Origin of the sequence: Vibrio gigantis, assembly GCF_024347515.1 — a bacterium.
In the GTDB taxonomy this organism is placed as follows: Bacteria; Pseudomonadota; Gammaproteobacteria; order Enterobacterales; family Vibrionaceae; genus Vibrio; species Vibrio gigantis.
In genome coordinates this window covers 934,801-949,364 of record NZ_AP025492.1, presented here as the reverse complement: position 1 = coordinate 949,364, position 14,564 = coordinate 934,801, and the positions used below count along the sequence as shown (strand labels likewise).

The 14,564-nt window shown below is 44.7% G+C and carries 13 protein-coding genes; 4 read left to right on the top strand and 9 right to left on the bottom strand.

Annotated elements, in window-relative coordinates; genetic code table 11:
• Positions 1-197: 197 nt before the first annotated feature.
• Together fadJ and fadI are read right to left on the bottom strand one after the other, a co-directional pair.
• A complete protein-coding gene (gene fadJ / locus OCV56_RS04350) occupies positions 198-2,414 on the bottom strand; it encodes a fatty acid oxidation complex subunit alpha FadJ (protein WP_086712352.1) in 2,217 nt (738 codons plus the stop codon).
• The gene (fadI, locus tag OCV56_RS04345) at positions 2,414-3,721 is read right to left on the bottom strand and encodes an acetyl-CoA C-acyltransferase FadI (protein WP_086712353.1); all 1,308 of its coding nucleotides are present in this window, start codon (positions 3,719-3,721) and stop codon (positions 2,414-2,416) included. Before fadI ends, fadJ begins: the two co-directional genes overlap by 1 nt.
• Before the next feature lie 565 nt (positions 3,722-4,286).
• Between fadI and OCV56_RS04340 the strand changes: the two genes are divergently transcribed.
• The 4 genes from OCV56_RS04340 to OCV56_RS04325 all read left to right on the top strand — a co-directional run bounded on the left by OCV56_RS04340 (position 4,287) and on the right by OCV56_RS04325 (position 8,639).
• Positions 4,287-4,835, top strand: coding sequence for a sigma-70 family RNA polymerase sigma factor (locus tag OCV56_RS04340; protein ID WP_017060646.1), 549 nt, complete (start codon positions 4,287-4,289; stop codon positions 4,833-4,835).
• Positions 4,828-5,556, top strand: coding sequence for a DUF3379 domain-containing protein (locus OCV56_RS04335; RefSeq protein WP_086712354.1), 729 nt, complete (start codon positions 4,828-4,830; stop codon positions 5,554-5,556). The genes OCV56_RS04340 and OCV56_RS04335 overlap by 8 nt, the downstream gene beginning before the upstream one ends.
• Before the next feature lie 297 nt (positions 5,557-5,853).
• Positions 5,854-7,080 carry an outer membrane protein transport protein gene (locus OCV56_RS04330; protein ID WP_086712355.1) on the top strand — a complete coding sequence of 409 codons (1,227 nt, stop codon included), beginning with the start codon at positions 5,854-5,856 and terminating at the stop codon, positions 7,078-7,080.
• A gap of 296 nt (positions 7,081-7,376) precedes the next feature.
• A complete protein-coding gene (locus tag OCV56_RS04325; RefSeq protein WP_086712356.1) occupies positions 7,377-8,639 on the top strand; it encodes an outer membrane protein transport protein in 1,263 nt (420 codons plus the stop codon).
• A gap of 94 nt (positions 8,640-8,733) precedes the next feature.
• Here the strand turns inward: OCV56_RS04325 and OCV56_RS04320 are convergent, their stop codons facing one another.
• The 7 genes from OCV56_RS04320 to ccmD form a co-directional block, all read right to left on the bottom strand.
• Positions 8,734-9,519, bottom strand: a complete 786-nt coding sequence (locus OCV56_RS04320; RefSeq protein ID WP_086712357.1) for an MlaA family lipoprotein — start codon at positions 9,517-9,519, stop codon at positions 8,734-8,736.
• Positions 9,520-9,637: 118 nt separating this feature from the next.
• Positions 9,638-10,858 (bottom strand): c-type cytochrome biogenesis protein CcmI, encoded by a 1,221-nt coding sequence (ccmI, locus tag OCV56_RS04315; protein ID WP_086712358.1) that lies wholly within the window; start codon positions 10,856-10,858, stop codon positions 9,638-9,640.
• Positions 10,858-11,346, bottom strand: a complete 489-nt coding sequence (locus OCV56_RS04310) for a cytochrome c-type biogenesis protein (RefSeq protein WP_086712359.1) — start codon at positions 11,344-11,346, stop codon at positions 10,858-10,860. Before OCV56_RS04310 ends, ccmI begins: the two co-directional genes overlap by 1 nt.
• A complete protein-coding gene (locus OCV56_RS04305; RefSeq protein ID WP_086712360.1) occupies positions 11,343-11,894 on the bottom strand; it encodes a DsbE family thiol:disulfide interchange protein in 552 nt (183 codons plus the stop codon). Before OCV56_RS04305 ends, OCV56_RS04310 begins: the two co-directional genes overlap by 4 nt.
• 5 nt (positions 11,895-11,899) lie before the next feature.
• Positions 11,900-13,870: a heme lyase CcmF/NrfE family subunit gene (locus OCV56_RS04300; protein WP_017060654.1), complete on the bottom strand. Its 1,971-nt coding sequence runs from the start codon at positions 13,868-13,870 to the stop codon at positions 11,900-11,902.
• On the bottom strand, positions 13,867-14,349 hold the full coding sequence (ccmE, locus tag OCV56_RS04295) for a cytochrome c maturation protein CcmE (RefSeq protein ID WP_017064106.1): 483 nt from the start codon (positions 14,347-14,349) through the stop codon (positions 13,867-13,869). Before ccmE ends, OCV56_RS04300 begins: the two co-directional genes overlap by 4 nt.
• On the bottom strand, positions 14,346-14,552 hold the full coding sequence (ccmD, locus tag OCV56_RS04290; RefSeq protein ID WP_009848525.1) for a heme exporter protein CcmD: 207 nt from the start codon (positions 14,550-14,552) through the stop codon (positions 14,346-14,348). Before ccmD ends, ccmE begins: the two co-directional genes overlap by 4 nt.
• Between the last annotated feature and the right edge of the window lie 12 nt (positions 14,553-14,564).

Genomic DNA, 14,564 nt, shown 5'->3' with positions numbered 1-14,564 from the left:
ACAATTCAAAAGGTTGATGTGAAAGCATCAACCTTTTTTATTGGGTGAAGCACAAAAGCAGGTCTCCTATTACGCTCCTTCGTCGCTTTAGGAGATGACGACAGAATCGGGAATCTCCTTCCTTTCGTATGTTTCCATAAAAAATAAAGCCCGCATCAATTGCTTGAAGCGGGCTTTATAGTCAACATACTAGAGAATTACTTGTAAAAAGACTCATCCAGACCAGCACGTGTCAGTAGGCCATCACATGGCGCAAAACGATCACCGTACTTCTTAGCGAAATCGTTCATCATCTCAACCAATGATTTAATGCCGATTTGATCCATGTAACGGAACGGGCCACCAAGGAATGGAGGGAAACCGATACCAAAAATCGCACCAATATCGCCATCACGAGGGCTGCGGATAATGCCGTCATCTAGACAACGAACTGCTTCGTTTAACATAGGCAATACACAGCGCATTGCGATATCGTTGTCGCTCAACTTAGGATCAGGTTGCAGCTTAAGCAGCTTGTAAACTGACTTATCCACTTCCTTCTTCTTACCCTTGTAGGTGTAGAAACCTTTACCACTCTTACGACCTTTACGGTTGTCATTCAGAAGAATGTCGAACACGTCAGGGCCTTGGAAACGATCACCAAGTTCATTAACCAGAATCGGAATGATCTTCGCACCAATATCAACACCCACCTCGTCTAATAAGGTGATAGGACCAACCGGGAAACCGAAGTCCAATAACGTGCTATCGAGTTTTTCAATCGGCTCGTTCGCTAGTAATAAGTGCGCGGCTTCATTCATGTACGGAGCAAGAATGCGGTTTACGTAGAAACCTGCCGTGTCTTTAACAACGATCGGCGTTTTACCTTGCTTCTTCGCCAATGCAACAACCGTCGAAATCGTCTCTTCTGACGTTGTTTCATGAGGGATTACTTCTACTAGCGGCATTTTCTCTGCCGGGCTGAAGTAGTGAAGACCGACAACATTTTCTGGTCGCTGCGCCTTCTCTGCAATCTTATGGATTGGCAGTGATGAAGTATTCGTCGCGAAGATAGTCTCTGGCTTCGCATTTTGTTCGATGTCTGCAACCATTGACTGCTTAAGGTCTAAGTCTTCAAACACCGCTTCGATTACTACGTCAGTATGATTAAAGCTCGTAAAGTCGATACCGCCTGACAGTTGTAGCATCTTACTTTCAAGACCAGCTCGGCTCAGAATACGACGCTTACGCTGCTTATCGAACAACTTGAAGTTGTAGTTAAGTGCATTCAACACACCTTCATTTGATACATCTTTGATGCGAACCGGTACTTTTGCTTTAGCCACACTCACATGGCTAATACCTGCGCCCATAAGACCGCCGCCCAACACACCAACACGCTTCACCGCTTTTGGTTCTGCGTCTGCACCGTGTTCTTTCTTCATTTCCGTGGTTGCAAAGAAAATCGAACGAAGGGCTTTAGATTCTGAAGTCATAACCAATTCAGAGAAACGCTTAGCTTCGTACTGAAGGCCTTTTTCAAAGCCGTTCTCTAGGCCATAACGAATTACATCAAGAATCGCATCGGCTGCTGGGTAATTGCCACGTGTTTTCTGATTTGTCTTCTTAGAAGCTTGTTCAAAAATCACTTTACGACCAAGGCCGTTACGTGAAATCAGCTTCTCTTTGGTCGATGCTTGGCTTTTCGACGCCAAACGCTTGCCTTTTTTGCTTCCCGTGTTCTTTTCAACGTAGCTTTTCGCTACTTCAAGCAAAATCGTATCTGGCACACAAGCATCCACAACACCAAGCGATTTCGCTTTCTTAGCACGCAGTTGCTTACCGGTAAGAATAAGATCGAGTGATGGTAGCAAACCAATTAAACGAGGCAGGCGTTGTGTACCACCAGAACCTGGTAATAAGCCTAGCTGAACTTCAGGTAGACCTAGACGTGTCTTATCTGAATCGGTACACACACGGTAATCACACGCCAGTGCAAGCTCTAAACCGCCACCAAGACATGGACCGTGAATTGCCGCAACGACTGGGTAAGGAAGATCAGACAGTTCTTGGAACATCTCCTGACCTTGGCGAGCAAGAGACTGCGCTTCATCAGCGGTTTTACACGCATCCAGCATTCGCACATCAGCACCAGCGATAAAGTTATCTGGCTTAAGTGAGTGAACGATTAAGCCCTTAACTCGACTCTGTTTTTCTTTGAGTTGCTCGAAGATGGCTTTCATTTCTTCAGCAAAAGCCGCTTGTAGCGTGTTCATTTTCTCGCCCGGAACATCAATCGCTAGCCAAGCAATGTCTTGGTCATCGATATTAAGAGAGAATGCGGTCGCTTTCTTTTTGGTTGATTCAGTCGCAGACGTTGAATCTGGTTGAGCGACTGTTTCTTTTTCTGTTGTTGCATCAAGAGTCGTAGACATTATTCTACCTCCAAGATCATTGCTGCACCTAAACCACCAGCTGCACACGCTGTGTTTAGTGCCAAGCCGCCACCGCGACGTTTCAGTTCACGTAATGTTTGAGTCATCATGCGCGCGCCAGTCGCTGCAAACGGATGTCCGTAAGCAATTGAGCTACCAAGCACGTTGAATTTCTCCATATCAATCTCACCGATCGCTTTGTCGCGGCCAAGATTCTTCTGTGCAAACTCATCGCTCGCAAACATTTTCACATTCGCTAGTACTTGGGCTGCGAAGGCTTCATGCATTTCGATAAGCGTAAGGTCTGATAACTCCAAACCGGTGTTTTTCAATACTTGAGAGGTCGCGTACGTCGGGCCCATCAACATATCTGTTTCAACACCAATCGCTGAGAACGCATAACCACGAATATAACCCAGCACTTCTAAGCCTAGCTCTTTCGCTTTACCTTCGCGCATCAACATAACCGCAGCACCGCCATCAGTAAGCGGCGTAGCATTAGCTGCCGTTACACTGCCGTACTTTCTATCAAATGCAGGGCGCAACTTAGCGTAACCTTCAACTGTTGAGTCGTGGCGAATGTTGTTGTCTTCCGCTAGGTACTTTTTGTACGGCGCCGGGAATGCCGTCATTACTTCGTCTTTGATCTTGCCTTCTTTCCATGCTTGAGAAGCCAAAGAATGAGAACGGTGGGCAAGTGCATCTTGAGCTTCGCGAGTAATCCCGTGTGTCTTCGCCATCTGCTCAGCAGTTTGTCCCATGGATAAACCGGTCGAGTATTCAGCAACAGCAGGCGGTACTGGCATCAGATCTTTTACTGAAAGCGTTTTAAGAATCTTCAGCTTTTGCCCCATAGTTTTCGTTTTACTCAGCGCTAATAAATTTGCCGCTAGCTTTTTCGAAACGCCGATAGGCAATACAGAAGAAGAGTCCGCGCCGCCAGCAATACCAATATCAATCGTACCGGCCATAATGCTTTCGGTCACGTTGACTACAGCTTGGAAGCTGGTTGCACATGCTCGTGTAACACTGTAGGCATCAGTATTGATGTCCATGCCTGTGCCCAGCACGATTTCACGCGCAATGTTTGGCGCTTCTGGCATTTGCACTACTTGGCCGAACACGACTTGTTCGATAAGTGCAGGATCGACATCTGTTCTTGCAAGCATTTCGCTCACAACCATTTTGCCTAGGTCAACCGCAGGCACTTGGCTAAATTCAGTGCTCTGACGAGCGAATGGGGTTCGTAATCCAGCGACAACGGCAACACGTTCTCCAGAACGCGTTTTGACTTCCTGTTTGCCCATGGTTTCTCCTTAAAGTTAAGAGGTCTGACCTGAAGCATTGTAAAGAAGTTGTTAATTAAATCAAACGAGCGTTTAAATAAACGTGATACGAGTATCTCACTGTTTGAAAATATAACTGCACATTCAGGCGAACCTTTTGGGGGGAAAGGTTGTCCTAAAAGACTAAACTATTGCTAGAAGCAACTGTTATGCGTAGGTAAAGAGTCAATGGTTTTGTATCGGGGTATTTTCTGAAGGCAAAAAAAAACCACACAAAGCTGTGTGGTCGGAATGTGTATAAAGCAATTAACTTAACGCCAATTGAAATAATCAGTTTCCTGATTAGGAGAAAGTAAAGTCAGCCTTCAAAAGGAAGTGTCGTCTTGCTCAACATGCTAGCCACGAATGACTAACTAGACGACAAGGTGTACTATAGCTTGTTCGAGGCCTTAGATTTTGAAGTAGATCAATTTTAATGTGATTTTACGGTTTCCAACCAATCGTTAGCCCTATAAAAACAAAGCACAACGTATAGAGGACAGCTATACGCAGAGCAATAACGGAGGCTCGTGTGTCAATAATAAAAATGTTTGGAAAGAAAACAGCCAAGCGTCCGGTCAACTCTGATATGGACAAACAAAGAAAATACGAAGCACTCGTGCGTGCCTATCATCGTGACCTCTTTCGCTACGCCTATTGGTTATGCAAAGACAAGAGCATTGCCGAAGACTTAGTTCAAGAAACTTGTCTTCGTGCATGGAAGTCACTCGATAGCCTTCAAGATGAAAAAGCCGCGAAATCTTGGCTGATTACTATCTTGCGCCGCGAGAATGCTCGACGTTTTGAACGCAAACAGTTTGATCTGGTTGATATCGATGATCACGGTAACGATGCTAGTGTCAGTGATGACCCACACCATCAACATCAGTGGTTGCAAGCCCAGATCATGAAACTTGAAATTGATTACCGTGAACCTCTCTTCTTGCAAGTGATTGGTGGTTTTAGTGGCGATGAGATTGCCGATATTCTCGATCTCAACAAAAACACGGTGATGACACGTTTATTCAGAGCTCGAAATCAGTTGAAAGAGCTATTGGATACAGAAGAGGCAGAGAGGGGGCAACATAATGGATGATTTGGAATTTCGTCGTCGTGTATTGTCGGAACCTAAACAACGTACACAAGATATTGTTGATGCGACCGCGAATAGCGAAGCCAATAGTAACTTTCTAGACGATGTACTAGCGCTTGATAAACAAATCCATTCAGCAATGAATGTGGATGTGCCGGACGATCTTGCTGATCGCATTCTGTTTAATCAGACCTCAAGCGAAGAAAGCAAAGTAGTAAGACCTACTTTTGCAAGGCGAGCGATGGCAATGGCCGCTTCTGTTGCCTTTATGGCAGGTTTATTAGTTGGCCAAGTAAACTGGGGAAATGCATTCGTGTCACCAGCACAAGCCAGCTTGGTTGATACGGCGATGAAGCATGTGGTTAATGAAAAGAGCTTTGTTAGTACCATCGATGAACAGGTCACATCGCAGCAGATCAACGCAAAAATGAACCCATTTGCTTTTCAGTTTGATGATGCCTTCCCTTACCACGTCTATTACCTAAACCACTGTGGCTTTGGTAAATCCAACGCGGTACATATGGTATTCCAAGGCAAAAAAGGTAAAGTCACGCTGTTTTTAACTGGGATTCCGACAGACAAGTCGATCGACTTTGATGAAGAAGGCATGTCCGGTTCGGTGACCCCTGTAGATGGCAGCAGCTTAATCCTAGTTGGTGAAAATGGTGAGGATGTTTCCAAAATCGCCGAAAAACTGACAAAAATGATCAAACCAATGAGCTAATTCACTCTCAAAGCCCCGTCATAAAAGGCCCAGCGATTATACTCTTGATATTGCTGGGCTTTATTTATAAATAAACACCAAAACCATTCACAAGCTCAATACCTCTAGAGTTAAAACTCTAAAAAGAAGCATTTCGCACCATTTTCGTGCCAGATAGGCGTCATTTCCATAATTTTCCACTCAAATTTATCAATGGTCGGATTTGTATATCGTATACTTGCGAATAGGATCAGCCACCATTGAGCAATTGCTCAAATTAATCGCCCTGTAGAGGCGGATATATAAAGGAATAAATGAATGACTACCAACAACACGCGTCTGTTTAAAAAGTCTCTTTTAGCAGTAACAATTACACTGGCGTCTTCGCAAGCGATGGCAGCAGGTTTCCAACTTAATGCACAATCAGCAACCGGCATTGGCCGTGCATTCGCTGGTGATGCAGTAATCGCAGATAACGCGTCAGTAATGGCACGTAACCCTGCAGCAATGGCACTGTTTGACAAAACTGAGCTTTCTCTTGGTTTTGAAACAATTACTTCTATGATTGAAGTGAAAGATGCTGAATACACTCCTTTGGGTGGCTCTGCAACCGCAGTCCCTGATACTGATGATGTTGGCGGTACTTCTGTAGCACCAAACATTCATTTGATTGTGCCTGTAAACGACAAGTTTGCTTGGGGTGTAAATGCATACTCCAACTTCGGGACAAAAACTGAATTCTCTGACGACTACGTTGCTAAAGAATATGGTGGTCTAACAGATATTATGAGCATCAACTTTGGCCTTGCAGGTTCTTACCGCTTAAATGACCAATGGAGCTTTGGTGCTGGACTTGACCTGATTTACGGTCAAGGAACAATGAAGCGTCAACACGCAACTTTCGGTGATTTGGTTAACGTTGATAAAGCTGATGGTTGGGCAGTCGGGTTTAATCTAGGTACTGTTTATGAGTTAGACAAAAACAACCGTTTTGGTTTTTCTTACCGTTACAGCCCAGAGATGACCGCTGAAGATGATAAAGGACAAGAGATCACACTGCCTTTACCAGACATGGCTGAATTTTCAGGTTACCACAGAATCGAAGACACTAAATTTGCAGTGCACTACTCTGTACAGTGGATTGGATGGAGTGCGTTTGACCAAGTTGAATTTAGAAATCTACAAGATAATTTCGTAGGTATTGGAGCGTCATATGACAAACCATACGAATGGCAAGATGGCTGGCACTACGCAATTGGTGGAACTTACTACCTAAACGACACTTGGACTCTTCGTACTGGTTACATGTATGACACAAGTGCTCAAGACCAATTAACTTCAGTTTCAGTTCCTGACTCTGACCGCCAATGGTTCTCAGCTGGTTTCACTTACCACATTGATACAGCGTCAAACGTAGACTTTGGTTTCACTTACTTGCTAGGTGATGATGTAAGTGTTTCAGAAAATGCTGGTGTTAGCAGCCTGACAGCGACAACACATGCTGATGCAATCCTAATGGGTCTGCAGTACAGCCGCAGCTTCTAATATAATCGAAATTATAAACTCCAAAGGGTCGCATTACGCGACCCTTTTTTATTACCTAAACTACTGACCAGCCTAAATTTAAGCTTACATGTGTAGCCCACAAACCCAACATTTGACTACAGGTGTACGCTCAAACTTCGCAACACAGCCGAAACATTCAGACTATTTACCTAATAATTAGTCACATTTAATAATTAAATCCCTAAAACACTGTTTTATTCGAATTTCGTTTTTAAAGTAATAACTCTAAAAGTAGAATCACGACACTTAATACTTATGATTCAGCGAACATAATAATGAAAATGAATAAGACTCTTCTATCTGCTGCAGTGGCAGTTGGACTACTTTCGACTTCTACCGTGACTCACGCGGCAGGTTTTCAACTAGCAGAATACTCAGCAACCGGTCTTGGCCGCGCATACGCTGGTGAAGCAGCAATGGCTGACGGTGCAGACGCACAATGGCGTAACCCAGCAATGCTAACTTACCTAGAAGGCACTCAAGTTTCTGTTGGCGCTATCTATGTTGACCCGAACATTGATATCGAAGGTACATCTGGCGCAAATACCCCTGCAAACAGCAAAGACTTCGCCCACAGTGCTGTGATTCCTAACTTTTACGTATCTCACAAGTATTCAGAAAAGTTAGCAATCGGATTTGCTGCAGGCACCAACTACGGCATGGAAACCGACCTAGGTACTGACTTTGCTGGTGCAAACCACGGCAATGAAGCAAGCGTAATCAGCATGGAACTCAACTTAAACGCGGCTTACCAAGTATTAGACAACGTATCTGTTGGTGGTGGTGTTCGTTACGTGATGGCTGAAGGTAGCTTCGGCGCAACAGCTACAGGGACTTTACCAGTAGGCACGACGCTGAAATACATGGAAGGTGACGATACTGCATGGGGATGGCAAGTTGGTACCGCATGGCAGATCAATGAAAATAACCGCTTGGGCTTTGCCTACAAATCTGAAATCGACTTAACTCTTGAAGGTCATGCTAAAGGCTTTGCTTTCAACATGGCAAACCCAAATGCGCACAAACCTGGTTCTATGGATCTAGCTTTGCCAGCGACAGCTGAGATCGCTTCTTTCCATCAATTAACAGACAAAGTTGCCGTTCACGCTAGTATCAACTGGACAGACTGGAGTAGCTTCGAAAAATTAGTTGCGGACTTCCCAGGTGAACAGCCAGACACAATAAAGATGGAAAACTGGGAAGACAACTACCGTTTCGCGATCGGTACTACTTACCAAATGACACCTAAACTGGCTCTACGTTCTGGTATTGCATACGATACTTCAGCAGTAAGCGAAGAGCACCGTACTGCGACGATTCCAGAAACAGACCGTACTTGGTTAAGTATTGGTGCTGGCTACCAATGGTCTGAGCAACTAACCTTAGACGCTGGTTTCACTTACATTCTAGCGAAAGACGCTAAGATGCACGAAACTGATCCAGGCTTTGGTGGCGCTGATATGTTTGGTGGCAGCTTCGAAGGTGAAGTAACAGGCAGCATATGGCTAGTTGGTGTACAAGCTAACTACCGCTTCTAATCTGTCTTAATTAACCTAAGCAGCAAACTTTAAAAAGGCTCGATGTTGTTTCAACATCGAGCCTTTCTTTTACCTGTTGTTCAAGATCTTCTATTTAATAATCTTCTAAATAGCCATCAATAAGGTCTTCTTCATCAAGATCAACCTCTTCTGGTTCAATCTCAGCTTTAAAATCACGGCGTTGGATGTAAACATCACGAGTTAACGCATACGGATCCGGAGAATCATCCAACAACGCTTCTTGTGAAACTAGCTGAGCACGCGTTTCCATGCCTTCAAATGCCCACTTGCCTAAGCCAGCCCAAAAATTCAAGAAAGATAAAGGGACATATAGCCCATCTACGGTTTCTGTTACTTCACGTGTCGTTACCGGGCCGTAACCTGGCACCATAAAATATGGTCCATTCCCTACCCCGTAATGACCAATCGCATCGGAAAATGACTTATCGTCGTACTTGGTGATTCCCGCTTCGCTGGCAATATCGATTAACCCTAACAAACCAAAGGTGGAGTTAATCCAAAAGCGGTTAAAATGGTCGAGTGCTTTTTCACCATTACCCATAATAAGATTGTTCACCATGCTTGATGGTTCATCTAAGTTGGCTAGAAAGTTAGAAATGCCAGAGCGCACTGGCACAGGAGTGTAGTCAACATAAGCAAGGGAAACAGGGCGAACCAAATAAGGGTCTAGATATTCGTAGTTGATATCCCACATCGCTCGGTTAAATCCTTCGAAAGGATCATTCGGGTGGGACTCTTCGACGTATTCAGAGGTTTCGAGGTTATCATCGTTACTGCTTTCGTCTGGTGCGCTAGAACACCCCACCGTTAAGCTTGCGATAAAAAGTAAACCCGAGAATCTTAAAACACTGACAGACATATCACCTTTTCCATAAGGAATAATAAAAAAGGCCAGCAATCGCTGGCCTCAATTGTTTGGCTAAGTCTATACCGTTTATCAACAAATCGGAATAGCTAACACCTATGCAAAATGATGATTAATATTGCTTATTGATATTGATGGTCACTGGAGCACCCAGTTCAACCACTTCACTTTCACCGTACCAATCACCATCGCGAGTTGAAACGTTACCATCTGTATCAAGCCTAGCTCTAACCATCAGAGTTTCAAGGCTAGACAGCTTTTGGCCCTCCATCATGCTGTTGCCATCATCAAGCACAACGGTACGAGGGAAAGTACCTAATGGGTAACGAGCAGCAGCAACAGGCATTGGAGAGCCATCAGCTCTATGTACTGAAACAACCAACACTGAGTTTGGATCCGCATTCACATCACCAGATAACTCAAGCGTTACTGCAACAGTCTTGCCTTGGTCAACGCCCATGGCATTGCCCATTTTTTGCTGAGCACTTTCAATACTGCGTGAAAGCATTTCGTAACGACTGTCTTGTGGACCAATCATCTGCTGCATGATACTCCAGTACTTCACAGCACCTGGGTAATCTTGACGCTCAAATGCGTCGAACGCTAGCAACGAGAACACACGAAGGTCAACGTAATCGTTTTGAACCAAACGACTAAGAAGCAAACGAGCTTGATTTTGCTCTGCCTCATCTGGCGATAGCATCAGCGCCTGTGCAAAGCCAAGTTGAACATCTTCGTCTTTAGGCTCTAGCTTATAAGCACGCTCCATAGCATCGATCGCCGTTTGCGCATCACGGTTAGCAAGAGCAATACGACCTAGTAACAACCAACCCGTTGAGTCTTTAGGTTGGTAGTGTAAGCGAGTACGCAGTGCTAGAGTCAAATCTTCTAGTTCATCGTCTGTTAACGCACCACCTTCCGATGACATTAGCTTTTTAGACAACTCAGGAAGATTTGCACTCACTTCTTGCCAGTGCTGAACTTTATCTAACGCCCCGAACTTAAAGTACATGCCGTATGTAACAATCACGACGAGAATAATAGATGGTACTACTACACCCAACGTTGAGATTTTAGTCTTCTTCATCTCTTGCTTAGCAGGAACATCATCAAGCAGGGATTGTTTCAAATCAGCGATCAGCTCCTGCTGGTTATCAACAAGACCTTCTTCTGCTTCTACTTCTAGCTCATCTAGACGATCTTTGTAGAATGCTTTATTCAACTCATCGCGCAGCACGTCATCGTTGTTTGCCTTTTTATTAATGAAGGGCAGAACAATTAAGAAAATTGCCGCTAGCGAAAGGATAATGGTAGAAATCCAAAATAGAGTCATTACTTCTTATCTCCGTCGTTCTCTTCATCGAGTAACGCTTTTAAGCGAGCTTCTTTGTCTGCATCCCAGCCTTTATCTGACTCAACTGCTTTCGACTTTGATTTTCTGCTTCGTAAAATGATCAAACCGAAACCAAATACAACTACTGCAAAAGGACCAACCCAAAGGATTGACGTTGCTAGTGTCAGTGGAGGGTTGTAAGTAACAAAGTTACCGTAGCGAGCGATCATGTAGTCAATGATATCTTGCTTCGACTTACCGTCTTTTGTCATCTCGTACACTTTCTGGCGTAAGTCGACTGCTAGCTCAGCGTTCGAATCGCCAATCGTGTTGTTCTGACATTTAGGGCAACGCAACGTGTTACTCAGCTCTTTGAACTGCTGTTCTTGATCAACGGTATCAAATTCATGAAACTCGATAGGCGCGGCAGAAACAGTCGCTGAAATAGCGAACGTAGCGAACAGAGTGATCAGTACCTTTTTAATCATTTCGCTTCCTCCAGCAACTCTTGATACATCGGCTCAAGCGTCGATGCCCAGTTAGTTGGATTCACGTCACCAACATGGCGGTAACGAACCACACCGTTAGCATCAATTAAGAAAGTCTCAGGAGCACCATACACGCCAAGATCTAGACCTAGCATACCATCACCATCAAATAAGCTAATTAAGTACGGGTTACCTAGTTCTTTTAGCCAACCGACAGCTTTGTTGCGATCATCTTTGTAGTTCATACCAATGATCTTAACGCCTTGAGCGGCCAATTTATTCAGATAAGAGTGCTCTGCATAACAGGTAGGACACCAAGTAGCCCACACATTAAGCAGCAGAGGTTCGCCTTTGAAGATCGCTTGATCATGAAACTTACCTGGTTGTTCTAAGTCTTCTAGACCGAACTCAGGCACAGGCTTACCAATCAATACTGACTCAAGTTTAGTCGGGTCATCACCCGACTGATTACGAACTAATTGAGTTGCAAAGACTCCAGCTAGAATCATAAAAGCAATCAATGGAATGAATAAAATCTTTTTGTTCATTCGAATTAAGCCTCCTGTTCTTCAGCCGACTTTTTTGTTGGCTTACGGAAACGGTAACGACGGTCACTAATAGCAATAGCACCACCAATCGACATGATCAAAGAACCAGCCCAGATCCAACGTACAAATGGTTTGTAGTAGATACGTACAGCCCAAGATTTGTTGTCGTCTAAACGTTCACCCATTGCGATATAAAGGTCGCGCGTTACTCCACGGTCAATCGCTGCTTCTGTCATCATAGACTTAGCTGTGGTGTAGAAACGTTTTTCAGCGTGAAGCGTATTGATGTATTTGCCTTCTTTGGTAATTTCAAAGTCAGCGATATAACCATCGTAGTTAGGGCCATCTTTGTCACGAACCCCTGTAAACAGGAAGCTGTATTCTTCAAGCTGGTAGCTTTCACCTGGCGCCAAACGTACATCGCGTTCGATGCTGTAGTTTTGCACCATCGCGATACCAATCACTGTCACGGCTAAACCAATGTGACCACACATCATTGCCCAGTGGCTACGAGGCAGCTTAGTTAGACCTTTCAGGAATGTATGACGGTGAGTCGCACGCTCATGCAGCTCAAAGCCATGCATGAAGATGATCCAAAATGCCATTACCCAACCAGCAAAAGCAGTACCGCTGAAGCGGTCAGCCAGTAGAGCAACCATTAGCGCACTCAAGCCAAGTGAGAATGCACCTGAAATCAGCATTGGTTTAACGAGCTTAGACAGGTTGTCACGTTTCCAACGGATCAGTGGACCGATGCCAAGTAGGAACGAGAACGGAATCATTAACCAGAAGAACAACATATCAAAGAATGGAGCACCGATTGATACCGAGCCCAAGCCTAACTGTTTGTGAACTAATGGTAGTAGCGTACCTACTAACACAACGACAAGCGCTGCAATCAATAATATGTTGTTACCAAGCAGTGCGTTTTCACGAGAAACCAAATCAAAATTACCGCGAACACGAACTGATGCGCCTTTAACCGCAAACAACAGTAGTGAACCACCGATAACAAAGACTAGGAAACCTAGAATAAACATACCGCGAGCAGGATCCGACGCAAATGCGTGAACCGATACCAAGATGCCTGAACGAACTAGGAATGTACCTAGTAAGCTTAGCGAGAATGCAGAGATAGCCAGTAAGACTGTCCAAGCTTTAAATGTGCCACGCTTTTCGGTTACCGCTAGTGAGTGCATCAGTGCAGTACCAGCTAACCAAGGCATGAATGAAGCGTTTTCTACTGGATCCCAGAACCACCAGCCACCCCAGCCAAGTTCGTAGTAAGCCCACCATGAACCTAGTGCGATACCTACTGTTAGGAATAACCAAGCTGCGATTGTCCAAGGACGCGACCAACGAGCCCATGCAGTATCAAGACGACCACTCATTAGAGAAGCGATTGCGAAAGAGAACGCAACAGAGAAGCCTACATAACCCATGTAAAGCATTGGCGGGTGAATAATCAAACCCGGATCTTGCAGTAATGGGTTCAAGTCACGGCCATCTACAGGGAAGAAAGGCAATGTACGTAGGAACGGGTTAGACGTTACGATGATGAACAGCAAGAAGCCGACAGTAATCAAACCCATGATAGCCAGTACGCGAGCCACCGACTCTTGAGGCATACCACGGCTAAACGTCGCTACTGCAACCGTCCAACCTGCTTGGATAAGAACCCAAAGCAATAAGGAACCTTCGTGAGCGCCCCAAACAGCCGTAATTCGGTAGTACCAAGGTAGCTGGCTATTCGAGTTACTTGCTACGTATTGAATCGTAAAATCATTTGTGTAAAACGCGTAACACAAGATAAAGAACGAAATCGCTAAGAATCCGAACATGCCCCACGACAATGGTCGTGCACTGTTCATCAATAATGTGTTATTTCGAGCGGCTCCATACAATGGGAGCACGCTTAGCAGCAATGCAAGTCCCAATGACAGGATCATCGCAAAATGGCCGATCTCGGCTATCATTGAGCATTTCCTTCTTTTTGTTCAGTCGTGTATTGCAAAGGCTCATGGGTTTTCTTCATTGCTTCCGCAACTTCAGAAGGCATGTACTCTTCATCGTGCTTTGCCAACACCTCAAACGCTTCGATTGTCGTTGCATTTTTAAGAACCCCCTGAGCAACAATACCTTGGCCTTCACGGAAAAGATCAGGAAGGATGCCATCGTATAAAATCGTTACTTTAGGGCCTACATCTTGCAAATCAAAGCTCACACGTAGTGATTCATTGTCACGGCTTACAGAGCCGACTACGACCATGCCACCAATACGTAGGCGTTGGCCAACTTCAGGTTTTTTACCATCTTTGCCGTTAACCAGCTCAGTTGGTGTGTAGAACAGATCCATGTTCTGGTTAAGTGCGTAAACCATCAATCCAACAGTCGCACTGATACCAAAAAAGATCGCTAAGACAATGCCCAGCCTCTTTTTACGTCTTGGGTTCATAGAGTGTTCTCCATATTTTTTGCTGCATCGATACGAGCTTGACGATCAATCTTCGCTTGTACTTCATTTAGTAATTGCTTACCACGACGAACGCTTACGACCAGTAAAATGATCATCGCGAGGAACGTGATTCCAAATGCACTCCATACATACGAGGCATAGCCTCCCATGGCAAAGAAATCACTCAAAGATTCAAAATACATAATTACCTACCC

Excerpts from the sequence above, each read along its gene's own strand:
- ccmE (WP_017064106.1), bottom strand. The coding sequence starts at position 14,349 with ATGAACCCAAGACGTAAAAAGAGGCTGGGCATTGTCTTAGCGATCTTT.
- fadI (WP_086712353.1), bottom strand. The coding sequence starts at position 3,721 with ATGGGCAAACAGGAAGTCAAAACGCGTTCTGGAGAACGTGTTGCCGTT.
- ccmI (WP_086712358.1), bottom strand. The coding sequence starts at position 10,858 with ATGACTCTATTTTGGATTTCTACCATTATCCTTTCGCTAGCGGCAATT.
- OCV56_RS04330 (WP_086712355.1), top strand. The coding sequence starts at position 5,854 with ATGACTACCAACAACACGCGTCTGTTTAAAAAGTCTCTTTTAGCAGTA.
- OCV56_RS04305 (WP_086712360.1), bottom strand. The coding sequence starts at position 11,894 with ATGAACAAAAAGATTTTATTCATTCCATTGATTGCTTTTATGATTCTA.
- fadJ (WP_086712352.1), bottom strand. The coding sequence starts at position 2,414 with ATGTCTACGACTCTTGATGCAACAACAGAAAAAGAAACAGTCGCTCAA.
- OCV56_RS04320 (WP_086712357.1), bottom strand. The coding sequence starts at position 9,519 with ATGTCTGTCAGTGTTTTAAGATTCTCGGGTTTACTTTTTATCGCAAGC.
- OCV56_RS04310 (WP_086712359.1), bottom strand. The coding sequence starts at position 11,346 with ATGATTAAAAAGGTACTGATCACTCTGTTCGCTACGTTCGCTATTTCA.
- ccmD (WP_009848525.1), bottom strand. The coding sequence starts at position 14,552 with ATGTATTTTGAATCTTTGAGTGATTTCTTTGCCATGGGAGGCTATGCC.
- OCV56_RS04335 (WP_086712354.1), top strand. The coding sequence starts at position 4,828 with ATGGATGATTTGGAATTTCGTCGTCGTGTATTGTCGGAACCTAAACAA.
- OCV56_RS04340 (WP_017060646.1), top strand. The coding sequence starts at position 4,287 with ATGTTTGGAAAGAAAACAGCCAAGCGTCCGGTCAACTCTGATATGGAC.
- OCV56_RS04300 (WP_017060654.1), bottom strand. The coding sequence starts at position 13,870 with ATGATAGCCGAGATCGGCCATTTTGCGATGATCCTGTCATTGGGACTT.
- OCV56_RS04325 (WP_086712356.1), top strand. The coding sequence starts at position 7,377 with ATGAAAATGAATAAGACTCTTCTATCTGCTGCAGTGGCAGTTGGACTA.